At 60.6% G+C, this 24898-nt stretch carries 22 protein-coding genes and 1 pseudogene; 6 read left to right on the forward strand and 17 right to left on the reverse strand.

Annotation, left to right across the window (positions count from 1 at the left end):
* Positions 1 to 18: 18 nt before the first annotated feature.
* The 6 genes from uvrB to pepT all read right to left on the reverse strand — a co-directional run bounded on the left by uvrB (position 19) and on the right by pepT (position 6395).
* Entirely contained in the window at positions 19 to 2274 is a 2256-nt protein-coding gene (gene uvrB, locus VXJ24_RS01910; protein ID WP_330971225.1) for an excinuclease ABC subunit UvrB, read from the reverse strand.
* Between the two features lie 50 nt (positions 2275 to 2324).
* Positions 2325 to 2927 (reverse strand): lytic transglycosylase domain-containing protein, encoded by a 603-nt coding sequence (locus VXJ24_RS01915; protein WP_330971226.1) that lies wholly within the window; start codon positions 2925 to 2927, stop codon positions 2325 to 2327.
* On the reverse strand, positions 2924 to 3535 hold the full coding sequence (coaE, locus tag VXJ24_RS01920) for a dephospho-CoA kinase (RefSeq protein WP_330971227.1): 612 nt from the start codon (positions 3533 to 3535) through the stop codon (positions 2924 to 2926). The genes VXJ24_RS01915 and coaE overlap by 4 nt, the downstream gene beginning before the upstream one ends.
* Before the next feature lie 9 nt (positions 3536 to 3544).
* Entirely contained in the window at positions 3545 to 3949 is a 405-nt protein-coding gene (locus tag VXJ24_RS01925; protein ID WP_330971228.1) for a hypothetical protein, read from the reverse strand.
* 114 nt (positions 3950 to 4063) lie between these two features.
* Entirely contained in the window at positions 4064 to 5128 is a 1065-nt protein-coding gene (locus VXJ24_RS01930) for a zinc-binding metallopeptidase family protein (RefSeq protein ID WP_330971229.1), read from the reverse strand.
* A 1-nt stretch (position 5129) separates the two neighbouring features.
* Positions 5130 to 6395, reverse strand: a complete 1266-nt coding sequence (pepT, locus tag VXJ24_RS01935; RefSeq protein ID WP_330971230.1) for a peptidase T — start codon at positions 6393 to 6395, stop codon at positions 5130 to 5132.
* 251 nt (positions 6396 to 6646) lie between these two features.
* Between pepT and VXJ24_RS01940 the strand changes: the two are divergent.
* Positions 6647 to 7905 (forward strand): annotated as a pseudogene (locus tag VXJ24_RS01940) (ABC transporter substrate-binding protein).
* Here the strand turns inward: VXJ24_RS01940 and VXJ24_RS01945 are convergent.
* Entirely contained in the window at positions 7848 to 7985 is a 138-nt protein-coding gene (locus VXJ24_RS01945; protein WP_330971419.1) for a hypothetical protein, read from the reverse strand. The pseudogene VXJ24_RS01940 and the gene VXJ24_RS01945 sit on opposite strands and share 58 nt — an antisense overlap.
* On the opposite strand from VXJ24_RS01945, the gene VXJ24_RS01950 reads away from it, so the two are divergent.
* The 5 genes from VXJ24_RS01950 to VXJ24_RS01970 all read left to right on the forward strand — a co-directional run bounded on the left by VXJ24_RS01950 (position 7945) and on the right by VXJ24_RS01970 (position 13764).
* Entirely contained in the window at positions 7945 to 8358 is a 414-nt protein-coding gene (locus tag VXJ24_RS01950) for a hypothetical protein (RefSeq protein WP_330971231.1), read from the forward strand. The two genes, VXJ24_RS01945 and VXJ24_RS01950, sit on opposite strands and share 41 nt — an antisense overlap.
* 115 nt (positions 8359 to 8473) lie before the next feature.
* Complete coding sequence (locus VXJ24_RS01955; RefSeq protein ID WP_330971232.1) at positions 8474 to 10096, forward strand: ABC transporter substrate-binding protein; 1623 nt, start codon at positions 8474 to 8476, stop codon at positions 10094 to 10096.
* A gap of 295 nt (positions 10097 to 10391) precedes the next feature.
* Entirely contained in the window at positions 10392 to 11816 is a 1425-nt protein-coding gene (locus tag VXJ24_RS01960; RefSeq protein ID WP_330971233.1) for an efflux RND transporter periplasmic adaptor subunit, read from the forward strand.
* Entirely contained in the window at positions 11813 to 12544 is a 732-nt protein-coding gene (locus VXJ24_RS01965; protein WP_330971234.1) for an ABC transporter ATP-binding protein, read from the forward strand. The genes VXJ24_RS01960 and VXJ24_RS01965 overlap by 4 nt, the downstream gene beginning before the upstream one ends.
* Positions 12541 to 13764 carry an ABC transporter permease gene (locus tag VXJ24_RS01970; RefSeq protein ID WP_330971235.1) on the forward strand — a complete coding sequence of 408 codons (1224 nt, stop codon included), beginning with the start codon at positions 12541 to 12543 and terminating at the stop codon, positions 13762 to 13764. The genes VXJ24_RS01965 and VXJ24_RS01970 overlap by 4 nt, the downstream gene beginning before the upstream one ends.
* A 77-nt stretch (positions 13765 to 13841) precedes the next feature.
* On the opposite strand, the gene VXJ24_RS01975 is transcribed toward VXJ24_RS01970, so the two are convergent.
* From VXJ24_RS01975 to VXJ24_RS02020, 10 genes are all read right to left on the reverse strand, one after another.
* Positions 13842 to 14909 carry an ABC transporter ATP-binding protein gene (locus VXJ24_RS01975; RefSeq protein ID WP_330971236.1) on the reverse strand — a complete coding sequence of 356 codons (1068 nt, stop codon included), beginning with the start codon at positions 14907 to 14909 and terminating at the stop codon, positions 13842 to 13844.
* Between the two features lies 1 nt (position 14910).
* On the reverse strand, positions 14911 to 15987 hold the full coding sequence (locus VXJ24_RS01980; RefSeq protein WP_330971237.1) for an ABC transporter ATP-binding protein: 1077 nt from the start codon (positions 15985 to 15987) through the stop codon (positions 14911 to 14913).
* Positions 15988 to 16000: 13 nt separating this feature from the next.
* Positions 16001 to 16972, reverse strand: coding sequence for an ABC transporter permease (locus tag VXJ24_RS01985; RefSeq protein ID WP_330971238.1), 972 nt, complete (start codon positions 16970 to 16972; stop codon positions 16001 to 16003).
* Positions 16972 to 17907 (reverse strand): ABC transporter permease, encoded by a 936-nt coding sequence (locus VXJ24_RS01990; protein WP_330971239.1) that lies wholly within the window; start codon positions 17905 to 17907, stop codon positions 16972 to 16974. Before VXJ24_RS01990 ends, VXJ24_RS01985 begins: the two co-directional genes overlap by 1 nt.
* A gap of 201 nt (positions 17908 to 18108) precedes the next feature.
* Positions 18109 to 19749 (reverse strand): ABC transporter substrate-binding protein, encoded by a 1641-nt coding sequence (locus VXJ24_RS01995; RefSeq protein ID WP_330971240.1) that lies wholly within the window; start codon positions 19747 to 19749, stop codon positions 18109 to 18111.
* 276 nt (positions 19750 to 20025) lie between these two features.
* Positions 20026 to 21213, reverse strand: a complete 1188-nt coding sequence (rpsA, locus tag VXJ24_RS02000; protein WP_330971241.1) for a 30S ribosomal protein S1 — start codon at positions 21211 to 21213, stop codon at positions 20026 to 20028.
* 354 nt (positions 21214 to 21567) lie between these two features.
* Entirely contained in the window at positions 21568 to 22452 is an 885-nt protein-coding gene (locus VXJ24_RS02005) for a PTS system mannose/fructose/sorbose family transporter subunit IID (protein WP_330971242.1), read from the reverse strand.
* Between the two features lie 2 nt (positions 22453 to 22454).
* On the reverse strand, positions 22455 to 23222 hold the full coding sequence (locus VXJ24_RS02010; protein WP_330971243.1) for a PTS mannose/fructose/sorbose/N-acetylgalactosamine transporter subunit IIC: 768 nt from the start codon (positions 23220 to 23222) through the stop codon (positions 22455 to 22457).
* 91 nt (positions 23223 to 23313) lie between these two features.
* Positions 23314 to 23796, reverse strand: a complete 483-nt coding sequence (locus VXJ24_RS02015) for a PTS sugar transporter subunit IIB (RefSeq protein ID WP_330971244.1) — start codon at positions 23794 to 23796, stop codon at positions 23314 to 23316.
* Positions 23797 to 23908: 112 nt separating this feature from the next.
* Positions 23909 to 24874, reverse strand: a complete 966-nt coding sequence (locus tag VXJ24_RS02020; RefSeq protein ID WP_330971245.1) for a hypothetical protein — start codon at positions 24872 to 24874, stop codon at positions 23909 to 23911.
* Positions 24875 to 24898: the final 24 nt, after the last annotated feature.

Genomic DNA, 24898 nt, shown 5'->3' on the forward strand with positions numbered 1-24898 from the left:
CGCTCTTTTCTGCACCTTCTAATGCTTGCGCGGTCCCCGGTAGCGGCGCCTTGTCGCATGCTCGGAGCCCTTCCGGGCACCGGCCTTGAGGCGGCGCATCACATCCTCCTCGGTCGTGTGCTCGACGAGCGCCTTCACCTGGACGAGCTGGTCGCGCACGCGCGCTGCCTCCTCGTAGTCCATGGACTCGGAGGCCGCTGCCATCTCTTCCTGGAGGGTCGAGATGAGGCGCTCGACCTCGGCACGCGGCAGCTTCTTCAGGTCCTCCGTGAGCTGCTCTTCTGTCATGGCAGGAGCATCTCCTGCTTCAGATCCTGCCGGCGTGAAGAAGACGCCGTCCTTCCTCTCCTTCGTATCGAGCGTATCGTGCGCCTCTGCCAGGAAGGCCGAGATATCGTTGATCGCCTTGCGCACGGTATGCGGCTCGATATGGTGCTCCTCGTTGAACTTCTCCTGGATCGAGCGGCGCCTCCTCGTCTCGTCGATGGCCTCGCGCATCGAGTCCGTGATCTCGTCTGCGTACATGATGACCTCGCCCGAGACGTTTCTGGCGGCGCGTCCCATCGTCTGGATCAGCGACCTTCTGTTCCTGAGGAAGCCTTCCTTGTCGGCGTCGAGTATTGCGACGAGCGAGACCTCGGGGATATCGAGGCCCTCGCGCAGGAGGTTGATGCCGACAAGGACATCGATCTTGCCTTCGCGGAGCTCGCGGATGATGCGGACACGGTCGAGCGTCGCTGTATCGGAGTGCATGTAGTTGACCTTGATCCCCTCGTCGAGGAGATGGTCGGTCAAGTCCTCTGCCATCCGCTTCGTGAGCGTCGTCACGAGCACGCGCTCCTTCTTTGCCGTACGCTCCTTGATCTCGCTGATGAGGTCGTCAATCTGGCCGCGGACCGGACGCACCTCGATCTTCGGATCGAGAAGGCCGGTCGGCCTGATGATCTGCTCCACCGTCTGCTGCGAGACCTGCTCCTCGTAGTCTCCCGGCGTCGCCGAGACATAGATGAACTGCGGGATGCGCTGCTCGAACTCGTCGAAGCGCAGTGGGCGGTTGTCGAGAGCGGATGGAAGCCTGAAGCCATGCTCGACGAGCGTGACCTTGCGCGAGCGGTCGCCTTCATGCATGCCGCGAATCTGCGGCACCGTGACATGGGACTCGTCGATGATGCAGAGCATATCGTCCGGGAAGTAGTCGATGAGCGTATAGGGCGGCTCGCCCGGCTTTCTGCCATCGAGGTGGCGCGAGTAGTTCTCGATGCCATTGCAGTAGCCCATGTTCTCGAGCATCTCGAGGTCGTAGGACGTGCGCTCCTTCAGGCGCTGTGCCTCGAGGAGACGGTTGTCTGCCTTGAGCTCGGCGAGACGCTGCGTGAGCTCGTCGTTGATGGTCTTGAGTGCGTGGTTGATCTTCGGGCGCTCTGTCACGTAGTGCGATGCCGGCCAGATGGGGATGGCATCGAACTCGCGGATGACCTCGCCCGTGACCTTGTCGATCTCGGCTATGAGCTCGACCTCGTCGCCGAAGAACGAGATCCTCAAAGGATTCTCTGCATAGGGCGGCCAGACATCGACCGTGTCTCCCCTTACGCGGAACGTGCCGATCGAGAGGTCGAGATCGTTTCGGTCGTACTGGATATCGATGAGGGAGCGTATGAGGTCGTCGCGCTCGAGCGGCTCCGACTTGTCGATGTTCGGAGCGAGCCCTGCATAGTCCTGCGGAGACCCGATGCCGTAGATGCAGGAGACAGACGCCACGACGATCACATCACGGCGGGAGAGCAGGCTCGAGGTCGCCTGGTGGCGGAGCTTCTCCACCTCCTCGTTGATCGAGGCATCCTTCTCGATATAGGTATCGGACTGCGGCACATAGGCCTCAGGCTGGTAGTAGTCGTAGTAGGAGACGAAGTAGACGACGGCGTTGTTCGGGAAGAGCTCCTTCATCTCGCCTGCCACCTGCGCCGCAAGCGTCTTGTTCGGCTCCATGATGAGCGTGGGCTTGTTCACGGCCTCGATCGTCTTTGCCATCGTGAACGTCTTGCCCGATCCCGTGACGCCCAGAAGCGTCTGGTAGCGAAGGCCGCGCCTCACGCCGTCTGCCAACTTCTCTATGGCCTGGGGCTGGTCTCCTGCCGGCTCATAGGGCGAGACGACCTCGAGCTTCGAGGAGTCTGCACCAAGACCGAATCGCTTCAGCTCGGCACCGAAACGCTCGCGCGCCTCCTTCGAGCCGGCAAGCGGCTCTGAGAACTGATCTTCATCCTTGTCTGCCATCATGACCTCCTGCAGCTATCATACAGGAACATCTGTTCTTGCAACAGAGCTCAGGCCTTCGCAGCAAGGCCTTCCGTATAGAGTGCCCGGTAGCGCTCATAGGCATTCTGGACCTTCTTGAGATAGGTCGCCGTCTCGGGATACTCCTGGGAAAGCTCCGAGATGGAGCCCGTGCCAAATGCGAGCCACTCCTTCACCTTGCCGATGCCGGCATTGTAGGAAGCGATGACCTCATCCGTGCTGCCGAGCTCGTGCCTTGCAAGCTCGAGGTAGGCACAGCCGAACTCGATATTTGTCTCCGGATCATAGAGTGCATCTGCGCTGTACACGCTGCCATCCACATAGCCCTGGCGTATGAGCTCTTCTGCGGTTTCCGGCATGAGCTGCATGAGGCCACAGGCGCCGGCATCCGATGACACAGATGGATCCCAGTTGCTCTCGCACTTGATGACGGCACAGACAAGAAGCGGATCCACGTTGTGGCGCTCAGACGATGCGAGTATCGCCTCGTCGTAGGAGACAGGATAGGCAAGACGCTCTGCCTTCTTCGCATAGGGCTCGAGATGGGCTCCGAAGAGCTGCCAGATGAAGCCTGCCGCCAGGACACAGACGATGATGCGCAGAAGGCAGCCGCCGCAGCCATGTGCCCTCATCGCGCCCTCCCCTGCCAGCCGGCAGCCTCACGCTTCTTCCACCATGCATCGAGCTGCGCTCTGAGCGCAGCCTCGTCGCCGTCGTTCCTGAAGACGGTATCTGCCTTCTTTTCGAGGTAGGCATCGGTCGGCTGCTGGGCGACTCGATGGTCGAAATCGGCTCCGTCCATGCCACGCGCGATGGCACGCTCGCGGCGGAGTGCCAGAGGCGTGATCACGCAGGCAATCTCGTCTGCCTCGTCGAAGTAGGACTCTGCCCTGTCAAGCAGAGGAATCTCGACGACCGCGACCTCGGCCTGTCCCTCGGAGAGGATGGCCTTCAAGGCACCGGTGATATGGGGAAGCTCGATGTCTTCGAGCCTCTTCGTCGAGGCTGCATCCTTGAAGGCCCGCTCTGCCAGAAGGTGGCGGTCGAGGATGCCGGTCGCAGGATCGACGAGATCGGATCCGAAGGCATCGGCAATCTCTCTAACGCACGGCTCTCCCGGCGCCAGGACGGCACGGGAGAGCTGGTCGAGATCTATGCGCAGGGCGCCCTTCTGGGCCAGATACCTGGCGGCAGAGGACTTGCCGGAGGCGGTGCCTCCGGCAAGGAAAAGGCGGTACATCGAATTCTCCTAGGAGCGCGTGTCGAACTTCTCATGGCAGCGCGGGCACGTGACGCGGATGGCGCCCTTGCCGCGCGGCACGCGGACCATCTGGCCGCAGTGCGGGCACTGGAGATGCCTGTACTGCTGCGACTCCTTCAAGGCAGCTGCCGGGTCGCGCAGCCACGGCGCGACGGGGCCGACGATCTTCACGAAGTGCTCATTCTGCTCCCTCAGCTGCTCGGATGCCGGTGCAAAGAAGCGGAAGAGGCCATAGGCGACGAAGGCCAGGACGACAATCGTGAGCCAGAGCTGGCTGGCGAAGATATTGATGATCAGGAGAATGAGCGCAGCGCAGAGCGATGCTACCGCAAGCTCGTCGGTGCCGTTCCTGCCGCGCATGAAATCGTTCAGATTCTTGTTCCCCTTCTGCATGGGCCAGTCCTTCCTCAGTGCCGCTCCCGCGGGTCGTTCAGTCACTATCTATGATGCCCACATGGAGCAGCTCTTGCCACCATGTTTTCCCAAAGACCGAAAAGCACCACGAGGCTATGCGCGGCCCTGGCCCATGAGGTAGGCACGGGCAAGCTTTTCCGTCTCGACGAGCGCATCCACATGGCAGCGCTCGCGGCCATGCGTGTTCATGCAGGCCATGCCGAAGGCACCGGAAGCGAGATTGTTGCCGAGGACATAGGCAGCATTCGCATCCGTGGAGTAATGGAAGCAGACCTGCGTGTTCCAGTGTCCCGGCGTGCAGGCACTCTCGGCACAGCGGATGAGGCGGTTCGTGAGCTCCCAGTCATAGGGGCCCTTGTGGTCTGCGCAGATGATGCCGACATTGTGTTCGTCGGCATCGTAGTCAGGACCGATGAGCGTGATATCGAGCGCCACATACTCGGAGACCTCGGGGGGCACATATGCTCCGCCGTGCCCTATCTCCTCGTAGATCGGGAAGGCGAAGAGCGTCGTCACAGCAGGCTTCTGGCCGGTCTCGTGGAGCCACAGGAGCGTATCGAGAAGCGCTGCCACGGCTCCCTTGTCGTCGATGAAGCGCGAGACGATATAGCCGTTATCGAAGGACTCGAAGTGCGGGTCGGGTGCCACGATGGCACCCTCGGTGATACCGAGCGCGCGGGCATCTTCAGGGGACTTCACGTCGCCTATGACGGAGACGAACATCGTATCCTCGGTGCGCTCGACGGTCTTCGCATCCTCGAAGACATGGACCGAGTGCTTCTCGCAGATGACCTGTCCTGGCACGACACGGCCATCGCGGCAATGGATGCGGCAGCACTCGCCCTCGAGCGAGTGGTAGTTGACGCCGCCAAGCTGGCGCACGCGGAGCGTCCCGTCGTCGTTGAAGCCACGGACGATGAGGCCGAGCGTATCGAGGTGGGCTCCCACCATCACGGTCTTGGACGTGTCCTCGCCCTCGACCTTCACATAGGCCGTTGCCTTGTTGTCCGTGTACATCTCATAGCCCCAGGAAGCGAGGCGGTCTTTGAGCCATGCATGGATCTCAGGGTAATAGCCGACAGGAGAGTCGACCGATATGAGCTCGCGCGTGAGGGCGAGAAGGTTCTCTGCCTTGACCTCGTTTGCCGTATCTGCCACCTTATGCCTCCTGCTTCTTTGCGTAGAGCTGCACGAGCTCCACGAGCATGTCCACCATTGCCTCGAGCTCCGGCACCGGCACGAACTCACGGACGCCGTGGGCGTTATAGTAGCCGGCACTCAGGTTGCAGCACGGGAAGCCGCGGAAGCTGAGCTGGGAGCCGTCGGTGCCGCCCCTCATCGGGATGCAGCGCATGTCCTGGCCGATCTTGCCGTACGCCTCGCGGGCATTGTCGATGAGGTGCCTGTACTCGGGCTTCGTCACGACATCTGCGAGGTTATGGTACTGGTCGTGAATCTCGATCCTGAGCACCTCCTCGCCGTACTGGAGGTTCACGAGCTCGACCGCGCGGCGCATGAGCTCCTTCCTCTTCTCGACGAGCTCCTGCTTGTGGTCGCGGATGATGTAGTCGGCCTCGGCGACCTCGCAGTTGCCCTCGACGCGCTCGAGATAGTAGAACCCGTCATAGCCTTCCGTGTACTCTGGACGCTCCTGGGCAGGGATCATGCTGTGGAACTGCCAGATAGCCTCGGACGCATTGATCATGAGGCCCTTGGCCGTGCCAGTATGGACCGAGCGACCCGTTGCATAGACCTTCGCCTCGGCGGCATTGAACGTCTCGTAGCAGAACTCGCCGAGCGGTCCGCCGTCGATCGTGTAGCCATAGTCGGCACCGAACTTCTTGAGGTCGAGAAGGGCAGCACCGTGTCCCAGCTCCTCATCCGGCACGAACGAGAACGCAAGGCGCGGATGCGGAATCGAGGGGTCGTCCTTGAGACGCTTGAGCAGGCTCACCATCTCGGCGTCTCCTGCCTTGTCGTCGCCACCGAGAAGGGAGGTGCCATCGCTTGTCACGAGATCCCAGCCGACCATGTGCTCAAGTGCCGGGTTCGTCTTCGGGCTGATCGTGACCGGCTTGCCATCGCGCCCGGTGCCGATCAGAAGCTCCCCTCCCTCGTAGTGCTTGATCTCGGGATGCACCTCATCGCCCCAGGTCTGCCAGGCCGTATCGATATGGCAGCAGAAGCCGAGGCACGGCAGGTCCTCGAGGCCTGCGCTTGCCGGCCAGTGGGCAATCGCATAGGCATGCTCGTCGACAGAGACGTCCTCGGCGCCAAGCTCCCTGAGGTCGTCTGCAATAGCGTTGGCAACAGCGAACTGCGTCTTCGTCGTCGGGATGTTCTCCGGCTTCGTGATATCCACCGAAGGGTCGGACTGCGAAGCGATTGCGCAATAGCGGACAAAGCGGTCGACTACATCGCTCATGGAAATCCTTTCTCTCGTTCTCAGACCTCTCCATTGTGCGCCGCCAGGGCAGGGCGCGCACGGGGCATCCATCAATTTTTGCGAGGTGGACATGTTTGCAGCTCCGTGTCGCCTGTTTCCATTTCGCTGCAATCTCAGAAGGCTTCGCCTCCATCGATAGTGCTGCGCCCCTGCAGCGCGTACCGTTCATCCTATGCACTTTATCGATAACCCGAGCTCCGGGCATCCCAGAGAGGCTGGAGCTGATCTTCATGGCCGGCCATCAGACCTTTGCCATCGCGCATGCGCTTCCGGCATCCCTCACGCGCCGGTCGTTTCTCAAAGGAGCGCTCGGCTCTGCCGTGGCGGCAGCTGCCATCAGCGCCACCGCCTGCTCCGGCGGAGAGGCTGCCTCCACCTCCGGCTCCTCCCCTGCCGTGCTCAAGGTCGGCGTCGAGAATCCGAAGGCCTCCTTCGATACGCAGACGACCTCTCTTACCTGGGGCGCCTCTGAGAATATCTGCGAGACGCTCGTCGAGCTCGATCCTGACACGCTCGAGGTGAAGCCGGTACTTCTGACGAAGCTTCCTGACGTCTCAGACGATGGCCTCACATACTCTTTCGAGCTCAAGGACGATATCAAGTTCCATGACGGACCGACGATGGCAACAGAGGATGTCGAGTACTCGCTCACGCGTCTTCTTGCCAAGAAGGCCGAGGCCGACTCCTTCGTCTACATCGAGGGCAGCCAGGAAGTGCTCGACGGCACGGCCACGACGCTTTCCGGCTTCACCGCCACCGACAACACGCATTTCACGATCAGGCTGAAGCAGGTCTTCTCGTCCTTCTTGAACATGCTTGCCTCGATCTATCCGAAGGCAGCCTGCGAGGCGGCAGGTGATTCCTGGGGCCAGGGCACGAACTTCATAGGATCGGGCTCCTACAAGCTCGACTCGAACGATGATTCCTCAGAAGTCGTGCTCAAGGCCTTCGAGGACTGCCACGAGGGCAAGCCAGGCCTGGACGAGATCGATGTCTACTACATCGACGATGCGAACACCCGCATGATGAACTACAAGAACGGCGACATCGACCTCTGCTTCTTCAGCACCTCGCTCCTGACACAGTACGAGGCAGACTCGGACGTGAAGGACCAGATCCAGATGTACATGCCGGGCTCCACGCAGTTCGTGAACTTGAACCTGAATGAGCCGAAGCTCCAGGATGCGCGCGCGAGGCACTCTCCTTCGCAATCAACCGCCAGGAGCTCGCAGACACCGTGCTTTCCGGCTCGGCCGAGCCCTGCTGTGGCTTCATCCCGCCCTCAGTCACGAACTCCGACGAAGGCGCCGATGTCCTCGAGCACGACCCCGAGAAGGCACGTGAGCTTCTCGCCGAGGCAAAAGTCACAGATCTTTCCCTCACCGCCCAGGTCAGGAGCTCCGACCAAGCGGTCATGGTCGCAATCCAGAACTACTGGAGCCAGATCGGCGTGAATGTCGATGTCCAGACCATCGATGCCGGCCTCTGACGCGAGGGGCGTGCAAACGGCGCTCTCACGGTCACACTCGTGACCTGGTCGGCGCTCTCCTTCATCGGCGTGGAGTTCATGGCCTCATACTTCTACAGCTCGAATGCTTCCCAGCGCTCGGGCTTCTACAGCTCGTCTGCCTTCGACGGCTACGTCGATGCTGCCAGGACGACGCTCAACGAGGACGAGGCAAAGGAAGGCACGATTGCCGCAGACCGCCAGCTCGTCCGCACGGACTTCGCAACGATCCCTGTCGTGTGGCCGAAGACCCCCTATGTCCTGCGCGAAGGCTACGATGGCCTCTCGATCCTCGTGAACTTCCACTACAAGGACATGTCCAAGAGCGCCTGGAACTGGACGAAAGACACATCGCAAGCCGGTTGCACTCCAGCCTCTCCGAAAGCTGCTCCATTGCCGAAAGCAGCTTTCGGAGAGGCTGGAATTGTTACATGATGGGTCTCGAGGCATGGAAATCTTTCTAATTCCTAGTAAAGTGTAGCCATTAATCTTGCATGTCCGGGGATGCTGCCCTGCCAAGCCGCAGAGCCACCAAGAGAGAGGAACCCGCATGACCAGCCCGAGACAGACGGTGCTCAGCCACATCCTGCCCGAAAGCGTCACAAGGCGCTCATTCCTGAGGGGAGCGCTCGGCGCCGCCGTTGCTGCCTCTGCAGCAGGCCTTGCCGCCTGCGGCGGCTCGAATGCCAGTACGTCCACGTCCGACTCCGTCGTCCTCAAGGTCGGCACGACGAACTCGAAGACCTCGTTCGATACACAGACGACGTCGAGCACCTGGGGTGCCTCGGAGAACATCTGCGACACGCTCGTGACGCTCAACACGAAGACGCTCGAGGTCGAGCCTCTGCTCGTGACCCAGCTGCCGACGGTGTCTGATGATGGCCTGACGTATTCCTTCGAGCTCAAGGACGGCATCAAGTTCCACGATGGCTCGACGATGACATCAGAGGATGTCGAGTACTCGCTCACGCGTCTTCTTGCCAAGAAGGCCGAGGCCGACTCCTTCGTCTACATCGAGGGCGGCCAGGAAGTGCTCGATGGCACAGCGGAGACGCTTTCCGGCTTCACCGTGGTCGATGATACGCACTTCACGATCAAGCTCCGTCAGGTCTACTCCTCCTTCCTCAACATGCTCTGCCAGTTCTATGCCTCGATCTATCCGAAGGCAGCCTGCGAGGCCGCAGGGGATGCCTGGGGCACCGGCACGAACTTCATCGGTTCCGGCCCCTTCTACCTCGAATCGAACGATGAGTCCTCCGAAGTCGTGCTCAAGGCCTTCGAGGACTACCACCAGGGCAAGCCTGCCATCGACGAGGTCGACGTGCTCTACATCGATGACGCGAACACGCGCATGATGAACTACAAGAACGGCGATATCGACCTCTGCTTCTTCAGCACGTCGCTCCTGCAGCAGTATGAATCGGACGACGATGTGAAGGACCAAATCGTCTTCTACACGCCTGCTGCAACGCAGTTCGTGAACCTGAACCTCAATGAGCCGAAGCTCCAGGATGCCCGCGTCCGCCAGGCCCTCTCCCTCGCAATCAACCGCCAGGAGCTGGCAGATACGGTCCTTTCCGGTGCTGCCATCCCCTGCACGGGCTTCATCCCGCCCTCGGAGACCGGCTCCGACGAAGGCGCCGACATCCTCGAGTACGACCCCGAGAAGGCACGTGAGCTCCTCGCCGAGGCAGGAGCGGATGGCCTCTCCCTCACCGCCCAGGTCAGGAGCCAGGACCAGTCTGTCATGGTCGCAATCCAGAACTACTGGAGCCAGATCGGCGTGAATGTCGATGTCCAGACCATCGATGCGGGCCTCTGGGCCGACTCCCGCAAGAACGGCACGCTCCAGGTCACGCTCGTGACCTGGTCGACGCTCTCGTTCGTCGGCGTCGAGCACATGGCATCCTACTTCTACAGCACGAATGCCTCCCAGCGCTCGAGCTTCTACAATTCATCTGCCTTCGACGGCTACGTCGATGCCGCACGTGCCTCCCTCGACGATGCGACGGCGAAGGAGAACACGATCAAGGCAGACAACCAGCTCGTCCGCACCGACTTCGGCACGATTCCTGTCGTCTGGCCGCAGAACCCGTATGTCCTGCGCAAGGGCTACGACGGCCTCGATATCCTGGTCGACTTCCACTTCAAGGGAATGACCTACAGCGCATAGCAGCTGGCAGGCATAGATTGGGCTTCTTGGGGAGGAGGGCATGCGCCCTCCTCCCTTTCTTTGTGCCTGCCTTACAGAGATGTAAGGAAAGAGACGGACATATCGATGGATAGATGGGAGGCGGAAGGAGACGATAGCATCGAGAAGCCAAAAATCCGCTGGCCGATATCTGGTTCCAGCGCCTCGCGCCTTCTGGCTTCTACGGGTACCTTTGATTCAAGCTTTCTTTCAGAACTGCATTCCTATCTCTTGTGTGTAATGGCCCCTCCCTCAGACAGACAAAGGAGCGTGCACCATGGCTGAGAACAAGCACGTGCCGGAAGACAGAGCGCCGAAGCCCCTCAATGTCCTGGCACCTGGCGAAGGGCTCGGAAAGACGGCTGCCACGACGCAGCTGCCACGCACCGAGGCCGAAGAGGATGCAGAAGGCCTTGCTGCCTTTGCCGCCTTGGAGCGTGTCCGCAGGGAGAAGAAGCGCAAGAAGCGTATCCGTGCCCTCATCATCTGTGCTGTCATCGCGGCTGCTGCCGCAGCGTTCATCCTGCCGCAGCTCTTCGCCTCTCAGGGCACCGGCACGATCGAGCACGTGACGACCTTCGTCTACAAAGGCGACCTCATCTCCTCGGTCACGGTTTCGGGCTCTGCCCAGCCGGTCTCGAGCACCGTCGTGACGCCTGAAGTGGATGGCATCATCCAGGATGTGCGGGTCTCGGAAGGCGACACCGTCAATGCAGGAGATGTCCTCTTCACCCTCAAGAACGACAGCCTTGACCGCGCTGTGACGCAGGCCCAGCAGGAGGCAGCCTCCGCCCAGCGCGCGCTCGACGATGCGAATGCCACCTATGACCAGGCATACCGCACGTACAAGAAAGCGCTGAACACCTGGAACAGCGCCAAGACTGCAGAAGAGCAGACCATGATGCAGGACCCGGACGATGTCTGGTACTCGACGGTCGTGCCTGCTGCAAGCTCGGTCGATGCTGCAAAGACGACGCTGGCAAATGCCCAGCAGGCTGTGGCCGATGCCCAGGCAACGGCTGACAAGCGCACGGTCACCGCTCCCGTCTCCGGTTCCGTCATCGCCGTCAATGCCCAGAATGGTGCCTCCTGGGGTGCCGCCGCTGCATCCGGCAGCGCAACGACAGGACCCCTTGTCCAGATAGCCGACCTTTCGCAGCTCCGCGTCACGACCTCGGTCGACGAGATGGATATCTCCTCGCTTGCTATCGGCCAGAGCGCCACGGTCACGTTCTCGGCACTGCCTGATGTCGCGCTCGAAGGCACGGTCGAGCGTGTCGCCACGGCCTCTGAGAGCTCGGAGAGCTATGGCTACGGCTACAGCAGCACAGCCACCTACAAGGTCTCCCTCATCATCCCCGCTCCCGATCCGCGCGTGAAGCCGGGCATGACAGCAGATGCGACCATCGTGACGCAGGATGTGCCCGACTCGCTGATCGTGCCGATCGCAGCGCTGCACGAGGCGGAAGACGGCTCCTCCTATGTCTGGATACTCAAGGGCGATGACCCTTCCCAGGAAGGAAGCTGGGAGAAGCGCACGGTCGAGATCCTTGCGAAGAACGCCGATGAAGCTGCCATCACGAACGTGAAGGAAGGCGACGAGGTCGATATCTCCGGCTACGATGCAGCAGATTCCGATTCCTCCTCATCCCCTGCCTTGGACGAAGGTGCCACAGCAGGCGCGACGAAGGTCTCATCATGACCCCGATCATCGAGATGCAGGGCATACACCGCATCTACGACGAAGGAGGCATCCCGACCCATGCCCTGCGCGGCGTCTCGCTCACGGTGAAGCGTGGCGAGCTCCTGTCGATCATGGGGCCCTCCGGCTCCGGCAAGTCGACCCTCATGTACATCATGGGCTGCCTCGATACGCCGACCTCGGGCTCATACAAGCTCGAAGGCCTCGATGTCTCGAAGCTCACAGACGACGAGCTTGCCCAGATCCGCTCTGAGCGCATCGGCTTCGTCTTCCAGTCCTTCAACCTGCTGCCGCGGGCGACAGTGCTCCGCAATGTGATGCTGCCGCTCCTCTATGGCCCGCTGCCTCCGAAGGAGCGGGAGCAGCGGGCCTGCTCAGCCCTTGCCGCCGTCGGCCTTCCTGCCGAGTACTATGACCACCGCTCGAACGAGCTCTCAGGCGGCCAGATGCAGCGTGTCGCAATCGCCCGTGCCCTCGTGAACGACCCGGCGCTCATACTTGCCGATGAGCCGACCGGAAACCTCGACTCTGCAACGAGCCGCCTCATCCTCGAGACCTTCCTGAAGCTCAGGGATGAAGGAAAGACCATCGTCCTTATCACCCACGATGCGGAGGTCGCCTCCTGGACAGACCGCTGCGTCCATATCAGGGACGGGCATCTGCTCACCGACGAGGAGGAACGGGCCTGGGTGGCCCAGTCCGGGTCCCACGAAAGGGGGCGCACATGAGAGCAAGAGACTACTTCGAGGAAACCTGGGAGGCGCTCGATGCGAACCGCGGACGCTCCCTCCTCACGATCCTCGGCATCGTCATCGGTATCGCTGCCGTCATAACGATGACAGGGCTCATCGGCGGCGTCCGCGAGTCCATCATGGGCGAGATGGGCGCAAACCGTGCCCGGATCATCACGATCGGCGTGGGATCGGGCATCAAGAGCACCGACATCGACTCGCTCAAGCAGAGCGTGGACGGCTATGAAGCCATCAGCCTCACGAACAATGCCGGCGTCGACCTTTCGAACTCCTCGCAGAATGGCGGAAGCTCCGACTCCTATCTCCAGGTCCAGGGCGTCGAGGCCAGCTACTTCAAGATCATGGGCACGAAGCTCATTGCCGGCCGCTTCTTCACAGACATGGAGGACGAGGAAGCCGCGAACGTGGTCCTCGTCGACGAGGGAGCGGCAAAGAGGCTTACTGGCATGGACGCAGAGGGTGCTGTCGGCCAGAAGGTACGCCTCGTCAATGCGAACTTCACGATCATCGGCGTGTATGAATCCCAGGCAGGCATGAGCTCGATCCTCACGTCCTACATGCCGTTCAAGACCTGTCAGAGGCGTCTCGGATACACCAGCGTCCCGGCATTCACGGCAATAGGCCTCGCCCGCAAGGACAAGGATGTGATGGAGCTTGTCGCAGAGACCGATGCCTGGGTCCAGAAGCACTACCACCTCGAGAGCTCGGAAGACCATATGGGGCAATATGACGTATCAGCCATGCAGTCTGCGATCGATCAGGTCAACAGCGCGATGATGACATTCCAGCTGCTCATGACAGCAGTGGCCTCCATCTCGCTTGTCGTCGGCGGCATCGGCATCATGAACATGATGCTCACAAATGTGACCGAACGCATCCGCGAGATAGGACTCAGGAAGGCGCTGGGTGCCCGGAGCTCCGACATCACGAAGCAGTTCCTGCTCGAGTCCGTGATCTTGTGCATCACGGGCGGCATCTTCGGCATCGTCTTCGGCTATCTCGGCTCTCTTGCCGTGGCGCAGCTGGCAGGCTCTCTTCTGGCCTCTGCCGGCTTCGGCGGCATCACGCCGGTGCTCGACCTTGCCTCGATCGCCATTGCGACCGGCATCTCGATCCTGATCGGCATCATCTTCGGCTACTACCCCGCACGCCGGGCTGCCAAGCTCGACCCGATCGAAGCACTCCGCTACCAGTAAGCATCAGCTTCAGGGCTACAAAGAGCGCGCCGGCACCCTCAGGATGCCGGCGCGCTTGCTCTCTATGGAGTCAGCTTCTAGGAGAGGGCATCTGCCTTCTCTTCTGCAACAAGCGTCTCGTTGAGTTCGAGCTGGCGCTCTGCCTCGGTGAGGTCCTTGTCGAAGAGGTGGCAGGCGCAGAAGTGGCCCGGCTCCACCTCGTGCATCTCGGGTGCACGCTCGGTGCAGACCTTCATGCAGCTCGTGCAGCGCGTATGGAAGACGCAGCCCTTCGGCGGATTCGTCGGGGATGGCACGTCGCCCTCGAGGATCTTCTTGTCCTGGATGCGCTCGTGGCGGATGCGGGGAATGACATCGAGCAGGGCCTTCGTATAGGGATGGAGCGGATTGGCGTAGAGGTCCTTCTTGGAGGCGAGCTCCATCGTGTGGCCGAGGTACATGACCATCACGGTGTCGGATATGTGCTTCACGACCGACAGGTCATGGCTGATGAAGATGTAGGAGAGCCCGAGCTTCTTCTGGAGCTCTATGAGCAGGTTGATGACCTTGGCCTGGACGGAGACGTCGAGAGCCGAGACCGGCTCGTCGCAGACGACGACCTCAGGCTCGAGGACGATGGCACGGGCAATGCCGATGCGCTGGCGCTGGCCGCCCGAGAACTCGTGCGGATAGCGGTACTTGAACTCGAGGTCGAGGCCGACGGCCTTCATGATTTCCTCGACGCGGGCATCGCGTTCTGCCTTCGTCTTGTAGGTGCCCGCGATATCGATCGGCTCTGCGATGATGTCAGAGACGGTCATGCGCGGGTTGAGGGAGCTGTAGGGGTCCTGGAAGATGAGCTTCATCTTCTGGCGTGCCTTCGTGAGCGCCTCTCCCTTGAGCGCCGTGAAATCCTCGCCGTCGAGGATGACCTTGCCCGACGTGGGCTCCGTGAGGCGCAGGATGCATTTGCCGGTCGTCGACTTGCCGCAGCCGGACTCGCCGACGATAGCAAACGTCTCGCCGCGGTGCAGCTCGAACGAGACATCCTCGAGGGCATGCACGACCTTGTCGGAGTGTCCGAACACGCCGGCCTTCACAGGATAATGCTTCGTCAGATGCTCGACCTTGAGCACGACTCCATTGCTTTCTGCCTCGCTGCTCATGCTAGTCCTCCTTCCATGCATCGGTGTACTTCCAGCAGGCGACCTTGTGGTACTCGTCGCCGTCGATTGCCTCGAGCTTCGGGCACTGCTTGCGGCAGATGTCCTTTGCAAACGGGCACCTCGGGTTGAAGGGGCACCCATCCGGCAGCGCATTCAGCATCGGGACATTGCCTGGGATTGCATAGAGCGTATCCACGTCGTTGTCGAGAGACGGAATCGAGTTGATGAGGCCGACGGAGTAGGGATGCTTCGGATCGGTGAAGAGCGTTCCTGCCATCGTGTACTCGACGAGGTGTCCGGCGTACATGACGATGACCCAGTCAGCCATCTCGGAGACGACGCCCATGTCGTGGGTGATGAGCATGACAGCGGTGCCGAGCTCCGTCTTCATGCGGTCTATGAGCTGGAGGATCTGTGCCTGGATCGTTACGTCCAAAGCCGTAGTCGGCTCGTCGCAGATCAGGAGCGACGGCTGGCAGGCAAGAGCCATAGCGATCATGATGCGCTGGCGCATGCCGCCCGAGAGCTCATGCGGATAGCTCTTGAAGACCTTCTCCGGGGCGGGGATGCCGACAAGCTTGATCATCTCGAGAGCGCGCTTGTCTGCCTCCTCCTTTGCCATTCCCGGATTGTGCACGAGGATGCCCTCGCGAATCTGCTTTCCTGCCGTCATGACCGGGTTCAGCGACGTCATGGGCTCCTGGAAGATCATGCCGATCTTGGAGCCACGGTACTGGCGCATCTCATCCTCGGAGAGCTTCGTGAGATCGGTGCCCTCGAGCTTGATGGCGCCGCCCGTCACCTTTGCAGGCGGCTGGGGCAGAAGGCCCATGATCGAGAGCGCTGTCATCGACTTGCCGCAGCCGGACTCGCCGACGACAGCGAGCGTCTCGCCACGGCGCATGATGAAGGACAGATGCTGGATTGCGGGAAGGGCACCATCTTCCGTGAAGAGCGTGACGCAGAGGTCGTCCACATCGAGCAGGACATCCTTCTTGTGGGCCTGCTTCTGCTGCCTCTCGAGCTCCTGCGCGTAGATGCGATCCGCTTCCGATATGGCATGTACGGTATCAGTCATGATGCTCCTCCCCCTACGAACGCATCTTCGGGTCGAGCGCATCGCGGAGGGCGTCGCCGAAGAGGTTGAATGCCATGACCGTGATGATGATCGCGATGCCCGGGATAACGCTGTAGTAGGTATTGGACTGGATGTAGGGCTGGGAGGCCGAGATCATCTGGCCCCAGCTCGACATGGGCGGCTGGACGCCAAGGCCCAAGAACGAAAGCGATGCCTCGCTCATGATGGCAGAGGGGATGCCGAGCGTGGCCGTGACGATCAGGGTCGAGGCGCAGTTCGGAAGCAGATGGCGGGTGATGACACGCCAGCTCGAGCCGCCGGAAAGTATGCAGGACTGGATGTACTCAGAGCCCTTGAGGCGCATGACATCGCCGCGGATGAGTCGTGCTGTCGAGGTCCACATCAGAAGGCCGAGTGCGACATAGAGGTTGATGAGGCCAGGACCCATGACGTACATGACGACAATGGCGAAGAGGAGGAACGGGAAGCTCGAGAAGACCTGGATGATGAAGGAGATCACGGCATCCACAGCGCCTCCGAAGTATCCTGCGCAGACACCGGCAAAGAAGCCGATGAGCGTTGCGATGAGCTGGGAGACGACGCCGACGGAGAGCGAGACGCGGCAGCCATAGATAACACGGGACAGGATGTCGCGGCCATACTCGTCCGTACCGAAGAGATGCTCTGCCGAAGGTGCCTTGAGCATGTTCGAAAGCGTCTGGGCATCAGGGTCGTAGGGCGCCAGCACCGGCGCCAGGATTGCGACGGCAATCAGGAAGATGATGATGCCGAGGCATACCATGCCGACACGGTTCTTCTTCATGATCTGCCAGGACACGGCCCAGTAGGTGGAAGCGCGCTTCGATCCGGCCTTGGCAGATCCTGCCTTGGCCGAAGCCTCGAGGTTGCCCCTTGCGATATCGTCTGCAATGCGCTCAGCATTCTGTGTGCGCTTGTCGTTCTTGTCGCTGTTCAAGAGTGCCATTATTCAGCAGCCTCCCCTCCGAGACGGATGCGCGGATCGACCACGGCATACAGGATGTCAACGATCAGATAGACGACCACGCATATGGCGGCAATGTACATGACGCCGCCCTGGATGAGCGGCAGGTCGCGCGCATTGATGGCATCGAGCAGGAGCTTGCCCATGCCCGGCAGCGCGAAGATGGACTCGATGAGGATCGATCCCGTGAAGATGTCGCCGAGCTGGGTGCCAGCAATCGTGATGATCGGGATCAGGGCATTGCGGAAGCCATGGCCGAGGATGACGGACCACTTCTTGAGGCCCTTTGCCTCTGCAGTCCTCATATAGTCCTGGTTCAGGACATCGAGCATCGAGGTGCGCGTGACACGGGCAATCGATGCTGCATAGCGCACGCCCAGAGCTATCGTCGGCAGGACGAAGGCCGCAGCCGACTTCGTGCCTGACAGCGGGAACCACTTGAGGTTCAGCGCAAAGACGATCTGGAGGATGATGGCCACCCAGAAGGCCGGCGCAGAGATGCCGAAGATGGCAAGTCCCATGAGGACACGGTCAAGCGCCTTGCCGTGGTTCACGGCAGCAAGCACGCCGAAGATGAGGCCCAGTGCAAGCGCGAACAGATACGCAAAGCCTGCAAGGCGCGCTGTCACGCCGAAAGCATTGCCCATGAGGACCGAGACTGCCTTCTTCTGCGTATATGAGGTGCCGAAGTTGCCCTGCAGCATGTTCGTGATCCAGCTGATGTACTGCTCCCACACCGGACGGTCGAGGCCCATGGTGTGGCGGACCTGCTGGACCGTGTTCTCATCGGCCATATCGCCCATCATGATGCGGACGGGGTCGCCTGGCACGATGTTCAGGACGAAAAAGGTGATTGCAGAGATGCACAGGATGACACCGAGTGCCTGCAGGATCCTCTTCACGAGGTAGCCCTTCATCGTCGCTCCTTCCCACGTGTTCTGTGGCTCGCAGCACGGAAAGGAAGGACGGCTCCCTTGGCCCTCGTCCTTTCTTTCTGTCCTGCAGCCCTCTCCTAAAGTAACGGGAGGATGCCCCGGAGAGGCACCCTCCCAATCAGCATAGACAGTTCAAGTTTCTATCTCGTATACGGCGTGCAACCTTCAGAGACTTGATACCACCTACTCGACAGGGCTGTAGTCGTCCTTCGTCGTGTCGATGTCCACATCGAACATGTGGTAGATCAGGTTGCCGACCTTTGCGTTCAGGACGTAGTCCTTTGCAACGAGCTGGTTCTTCGGCCAGTAGAGCGGAAGCGTTGCATAGTCCTGGCGCGTGAGCAGGTCGTCTGCCTGCTTGTAGAGGTCTGCACGCTCGGAGGAATCCTGGGAGACGCGGGCGCGGCTCACGAGATCGTCGAACGTCGCGTTGTTGTAGAACGAGGACTTCTTCGCAGCGTTGGCGCTGTAGAAGTACGTGTACATGTGGTTGTCTGCATCAGCATAGAGCGGGAACCAGCCGAGTGCGGTGATCTGAAGAGAGCCTGCTGCCCAGTCGGAAGACCAGACGCCGTTGTCCTCGACCTGGACGTCCAGGTTCACGCCGATCTCCTGCCACATGGCCTGGATTGCCACGAGCTGGCGCTGGTTGACGCCGCTCCTGACCTTGGCCGTGAGGGAGAGGCTCGTAGCGCCTGCGTCGGAGAGAAGCTGCTTTGCCTTCTCGACGTTGTACTCGAAGGCAGGTGCAGAATCGTCGTGGCCCGGCGTCTGAGGAGCAAGCCAGCCCGTAGCGACCGTGCCGGCGCCGTTGACGACGTTCTCGACGATCGAGTCGCGGTCGATGCCGAGGGACAGTGCCTGGCGGACACGGACATCCGTGAGGCCCATGCCGTCGGAGAGGTTCAGGTTCACGAACTGGACACCGAGCGTCTCATACTGGTTGATGAGCGGAGCGACTTCGGGGTCATTCTGGTACTGCTGCAGGAGCTCTGCGGACAGGTCGCAGTAGTCGATGTCGCCGTTCTTGAAGGCCATGAGCTTCGTGTTGTTGTCGTCGTAGAAGACATACTTCAGCTCATCGAGCGCCGGCTTCCCGTCATGGTAGTCATCGAAGCGCTCCATATCGACCTCGGTCGTATCGTCGTTCGAGACGATCTTGTACTTGCCGGTGCCGATGAAGTTCGTGCCGGTGCCCCAGGCATCGCCTGCAGCCTCGCATGCCTCATGTGGGAAGATCTGGGCATAGGAGATGCCGAGGTTGTTGATGAAGGTGACCATCGGCGACACGATGTGGAACGTGAAATTGTAGTCGTCCTCGCACGTGATGCCTTCGTCGAGGTTGTCACGCTCGCCTGCGAGCATCTCCTTGGCGCCGACGATCATGTCGTACATATAGGTGGACTTGGCACCCGTCGACGGCGTCATCATGCGCTCGAACGTGTACTTGACGTCCTTCGAGGTGAGCTCGGTCCCATCGTGGAACTTGATGCCCTGCTTGAGCTTGCAGTGGAGCGTCACGCCGTCGGACTCGAACGTCGGGACCTCCTCGAGCAGGCAGGTGACAAGCTCGTTGTCCTCGTTCCAGCGCAGCGGAGCCTCGCAGACGGACTCGGAGATCGAGGACTCGGCGGAGTTCGTCGACTTCTGCATGTCCATGCCTTCCTTGGCATTGGCCTGGCCGAAGCGCAGAATCTTCTTCTTGTCGCCGGATTCAGTCGTGGCCGCGCCGGAGCCGCCGCAGGCAGCAAGGCCCAGAGCAGCAGCGCCAGCACCTGCGAGGGCAGAGCCCTTCACGAAGCTGCGACGTGTCACATTCTTCATGTTTGTCCCTTTCTGTGTTCTCCCCTTCCGGGCACAAGGCCCGAAAGCCACACTGGAAGCAGACGCCTCCAGAGTTATGCAGGTAACAAAGTAGCCTATTGCTTCCTGAATGGAGCTGTTCGGGCAGGAGCTTAACGGGCAGTTTACATTTTCATGGAAACGGGACCTGAATCGTAGCCAGCTGTCCCGATTCGTTCACGCCCCGTAACGAGACAGAAAAAGCGGCAGGAAGCCACTTGGCTTCCTGCCGCTTGGGCAGCGCTATGGAGCTAGAAGCTACTCGGCGTCCTTCTCAGCCTCTGCCTCAGCAGGAGCCTCCTCGCCTTCCGGCTTGTCGAGCGGCTTGACCTCGACCTCGACGCCCAGCGTCTCGGCAGCAGCCTTCATGGACAGGGAGATACGACGACGATCGAGATCGATCTCCATGACCTTCACCTGGACCTTGTCGCCGACCTTGCAGACCTGCGACGGAGCGTCGACATGCTGCTTGGCCATCTCGGAGATGTGCACGAGACCCTCGATGCCATCGCCGAGGTCGACGAATGCGCCGAAGGTGACGAGCTTCGTGACAGTGCCCTCGACAATAGCGCCGACCGGGTACTTCTTGACGAGGGAGCGCCAAGGATCTTCCTGAGTCTGCTTGAGACCGAGGGAGATGCGCTCGCGATTGAGGTCGACGTCGAGCACCTGAACCTCGACTTCCTGGCCGACCTTGACAACCTCGGAAGGATGGTTGACATGGTTCCAGGAGAGCTCGGAGATGTGGATGAGTCCGTCGATGCCGCCGAGGTCGACGAATGCGCCGAAGTCGACAATCGAGGAGACAGTGCCCTTGAGACGCATGCCCGGCTTGAGCTTCGAGAGGATCTCGGAGCGCTCTGCCTTGCGTGCCTCTTCGAGGACGACGCGGCGGGAGAGGACGACGTTGTTGCGGTTGCGGTCCATCTCGATGACACGGGCCTCGATGCGGGTGCCGAGGTAGGCGTTGAGGTCCTTGACCCTGCGGAGGTCAACGAGGGAAGCAGGCAGGAAGCCACGGAGGCCGATGTCGAGAATGAGGCCGCCCTTGACAACCTCGATGACCTCGCCCTCGACGTTCTCGCCCTTGTTGAACTTCTCCTCGACGCGGTTCCAGGCGCGCTCGTACTCAGCACGACGCTTGGAGAGGATCAGACGGCCTTCCTTGTCCTCCTTCTGGAGAACGAGAGCCTCGATCGTGTCGCCGAGCTTCACGATGTCAGCAGGATTGACGTCCTTGCGGATGGACAGCTCGCGGGCAGGAATGACGCCTTCGGACTTGTAGCCGATGTCAAGCAGAACCTCATCATGCTCGATCTTGACGACCTCACCGGTCACCAGGTCGCCCTCATCGAAATCGGTGACGGAGCCGTCGATGAGGTTGTTCATCTCCTCATCGGACACATCATCCAGGGAGAAGATGGACGAGTTCTGAATCTCACTCAAAGGTGGACCCCTTTCGGAAACGGGGCCCCGGTCGTCATGATTGCCGCTTGCCGTGCGGAGAGGCGCTATAGTGCACCAGACACAGACCGCAGAAATTGCATGCTCTCGGGGGCCAACAGATACAGGTACACGACGTTATCGTCATGCAGTATTAAGAGTATCTTCATCGGCGAAGAAATTGCAAGCTCGCAGGGCGAATCTCCCGATATTTCTGGGAAGTGACCCATGCTTTCTTTATATGGCAACTCTAGATATATCTATTCTTACTATGCCTGCATCAGAGACTCTCCATAAAAGAGCCTGGCCTCCCCTTCCAGGGAAGCCAGGTCTTGAAAAGCTCCTGTTGCGCTGAACCTATGCTGCAGACACCGTGAGGATGCCGCAGAAGTAGCCGACGATCGCGATGACGAGGAAGAGCAGCATCGTCTTGCCAGCAGACCAGTTCTTCTTCACCATGAGCCAGTACGTGATGAACGACAGAATCAGGACCGGAAGGCCCGGCATGATGGAGTTCAGGATCGTGCCGAGGTTGATCGAGAGGTCGCCGCTCGTATAGGTCCAGCCGATGTTGAACTGGGCATAGGAAGCCGTAATGGCGCCGACGACCACAAGGCCGATCGTCTCAGCGGCGCGGGTGACCTTGTCCTTGATGCCGCCAGAGAGAATCTTCTCGGCTGCATTCGCGCCTGCCTTCACGCCGTAGCTGAAGAGGAACCACGTGAGCGGCAGCATGATTGCGAGGAACACGACGATGTAGAAGATCGGTCCCGTGAGCTCGCCGTTCGGGCACATGCCGAGTGCGATGGAAAGCAGGATCGGGATGAGCGTGCCCGGAAGGAGCGAGTCGCCGATGCCGGCGAACGGGCCCATGAGGGCAGTCTTGATCGCGTTGATGAACTCAGGCGTGATGTCCTCGTTGCCTTCTGCGCGTGCTGCCTCCATGCCGACGACGATGCCCGGCACGATCGAGCCGAGGTACGGCTCGGTGTTGAAGAACACCTCATGGCGCTGGAGCATCTCCTGCTGAGCTTCCTTGTCGCCCGGATAGAGGTCTTCACGGATGTCGCCGAGCATCTTGATGATGGCAGGGCCCTGCATCCTCTCGAAGTTCTGCACGGACAGGTTCCAGAACATCCAGTCCCAGTAGGCCTTGCGGATCGCCTTCTGGCTCAGATGCTTGGCACCACCCATCTCGGTCGAGTCTTCGATCTCCTGCTCGATATTCTTGGCTTCAGACATGGCTATTCCTCGCTTTCAGAGACGGGGGCGGCAGTGCTCTTGTACTGCATATAGGCGATGCAGAGCGCCAGAACGACGATGGAGATCATGTCGAGGCCCAGAGACTTCACAAGCACGAAGCCGACGCAGAAGAGGATGAGCTCGAGGTCGGTCTTGCAGATCATACGCATGAGGAGCATGAAGCCGACGAGCGGGAGCATGTTCGCGAAGATCTGGAGGATGTCGGTGACCTGGGTCGGCATCATAGCGACAAGCTGGGAGATGAGATCGGCACCGAAGTAGTTGATGAGAAGGATCGGGAAGAAGCGCAGGACGAAGTTCGTAATCTGGCCAATCACCGGGATGCGGGCAGCCTGATCGAGCTTTCCTGCATCGACGAGCTCATCCTGCTTGTGGACGAAGAACAGGTTGATAGCGCAGAGGCCATAGACTGCCAGGACGCCGAGCGTCGAGAGCGGCACAGCGAGGGCAAGCGCATATTCCTTGCCGGCGCCTGCGACCATAGCGAGAGGGATGCCAATCCAGGCCGCAAAGTTCACGTCGGCCGGCATCGTGCCGCCCGGGGTCACGAGGCCGATATAGAGCATCTGGATGGCAGCGCCCATGATGATGCCGGTCTGCACATCGCCCAGGATGAGGCCGATGATCATGCCGGAGACGAGAGGCCTGCCGATCGTATACCAGCCGGCAAGGCCGCCGATGAGGACAGGCGAATAGATCGATCCCATCCATCCGAAGAGTGCAAGAAGAAATGCCTGGAAGAATGTCATACGATGCCTCCTTGATAGCACGTCCCCAGCTCCCCGCTGCGCAGGGAGTCAAAGACGCTCATGCATTCAGTTCTTCTTTCAGCCAGACCGCCTAGAAGCGGTCCTCGACATCAGCCCATTCGATGCGGGGCTGGCTTGGCACCTGCTGGAAATAGATGTGGGCACCCTTTGCGACGCTGGCTTTCACTGCCTCTGCCTCCTTGGGCAGGAGATGGCAGGCTGCGTGCACCTCTGTCGTGCCCTTGCGCTTCGACATCGGGCCGACATTGAGCTCCTTCGGCATGTTCGGAACCTTCTCCAGGAGCTGGGCATAGACCTCCGGCGACTTCATGAGCACGAGTGTGCGCACGTCGTCGTTCATTGCCGCCTCGATCTTCGGCACCGCCTGGTCGACGGTATAGACGTTGGCATGCATGGATGGCGGAACGGCTGTCTTGAACACTGCCTTCAGAACAGAATTCGTGGCCGTGAAATCATCCACGACGATGATGCGGTCGATCTTCTGGTCCTTCACGACGACAGTCATGGTCTGGCCATGGATGAGCCTGTCATCGCAGCGTACAAGCGCTATCATCTCTCCTCCTTCTCTTGTAGTGCGCCAGAAGCTGGCCTCGCCTCTGGCAGCTATCTCTCGGAGCCCTGCGCGCCAAAGCTCCGCCTGGAACCTGGAACATATGCCAGCTGCGCTAGGCAGCGGCTTTCAGAAGGACGCTTTCCCTCACCTCGGCCGAGACGATGGCGCGGCGCCCTTCGGATGACTGTTCGAAATAGATGACGGGGACAGAAGCGCTCCCCTTCTTCCTGAATCCAGCCATAGCCTCGCGTACCGCTTCGAAGCGGCCCGTCCGGCTGCTGGAGAATCCGGTGAACATGAAGAAGATCGCTTCGATCGTGAAAAGCTGCATCAGGAAAGACAGAAGTTCCGACAGGGTATCTGCGAAGGAGGGGCCTGCGGCGGGTCCGAGCGTCTCTGTAAGGTCGGCAGAGCTGCCTCCGCGCAGGTTCACGGTCTGTCCCTTCTGGGCGATGCTCACCCGCACGCGCGAGCCGAAGGCCACGAGCAGGTGGTTGTCGCGCACGGTCTCCGCCTGCCGGCTCAAGATCTCTGCTTCCGCACACTCCTGCTCATCGCGTTCGCATACCGGCACCCCGTAGCGTTCCTTGAGCTGACGCAGAAGATGCGCACGTGCCTCCCTGTCATCGGCACCAGGTGCACCATCGCACCAGACAACGCCGATGCCGCGGAGCTCCCGTCCGAAGGATGTCGGATCGGGCAGGACATGGCAGATGCGCTTCAATGTCTTCTCTGCCGTTTCGGCATAGGCAAGCGGCACCGATGCCGTCTCCTTGAGGCTGAAATCGAAGAGATGGACCACGAGGCCGTAGCACTCGAACTCAATCAGGGCGACGATGCCGTAGCTTGGATTGATGATGATAGGGATGCGGCTCCTGCCCTCTGTCGCGACAAGCGCCGTATCCTCGGCGAGGATGCCGACCGTCATGAGGTAGGCGACGACTCGTGTCACCGTGGCCGTCGAAAGCCCTGATTGCTCGGCAATCTCTGTCCGGGAGGGATGGCCGGCATCGAGGACGCACTGAATCACGAGGCGCCTGTTTGCCATGACCACTTCGGTCGGACCCAGCTTCCCCACAGTGCACCCCCGTTCCACTTGCTC

Origin of the sequence: Olsenella kribbiana (genome assembly GCF_036408795.1) — a bacterium.
GTDB classification, from domain to species: domain Bacteria; phylum Actinomycetota; class Coriobacteriia; order Coriobacteriales; family Atopobiaceae; genus Olsenella_L; species Olsenella_L kribbiana.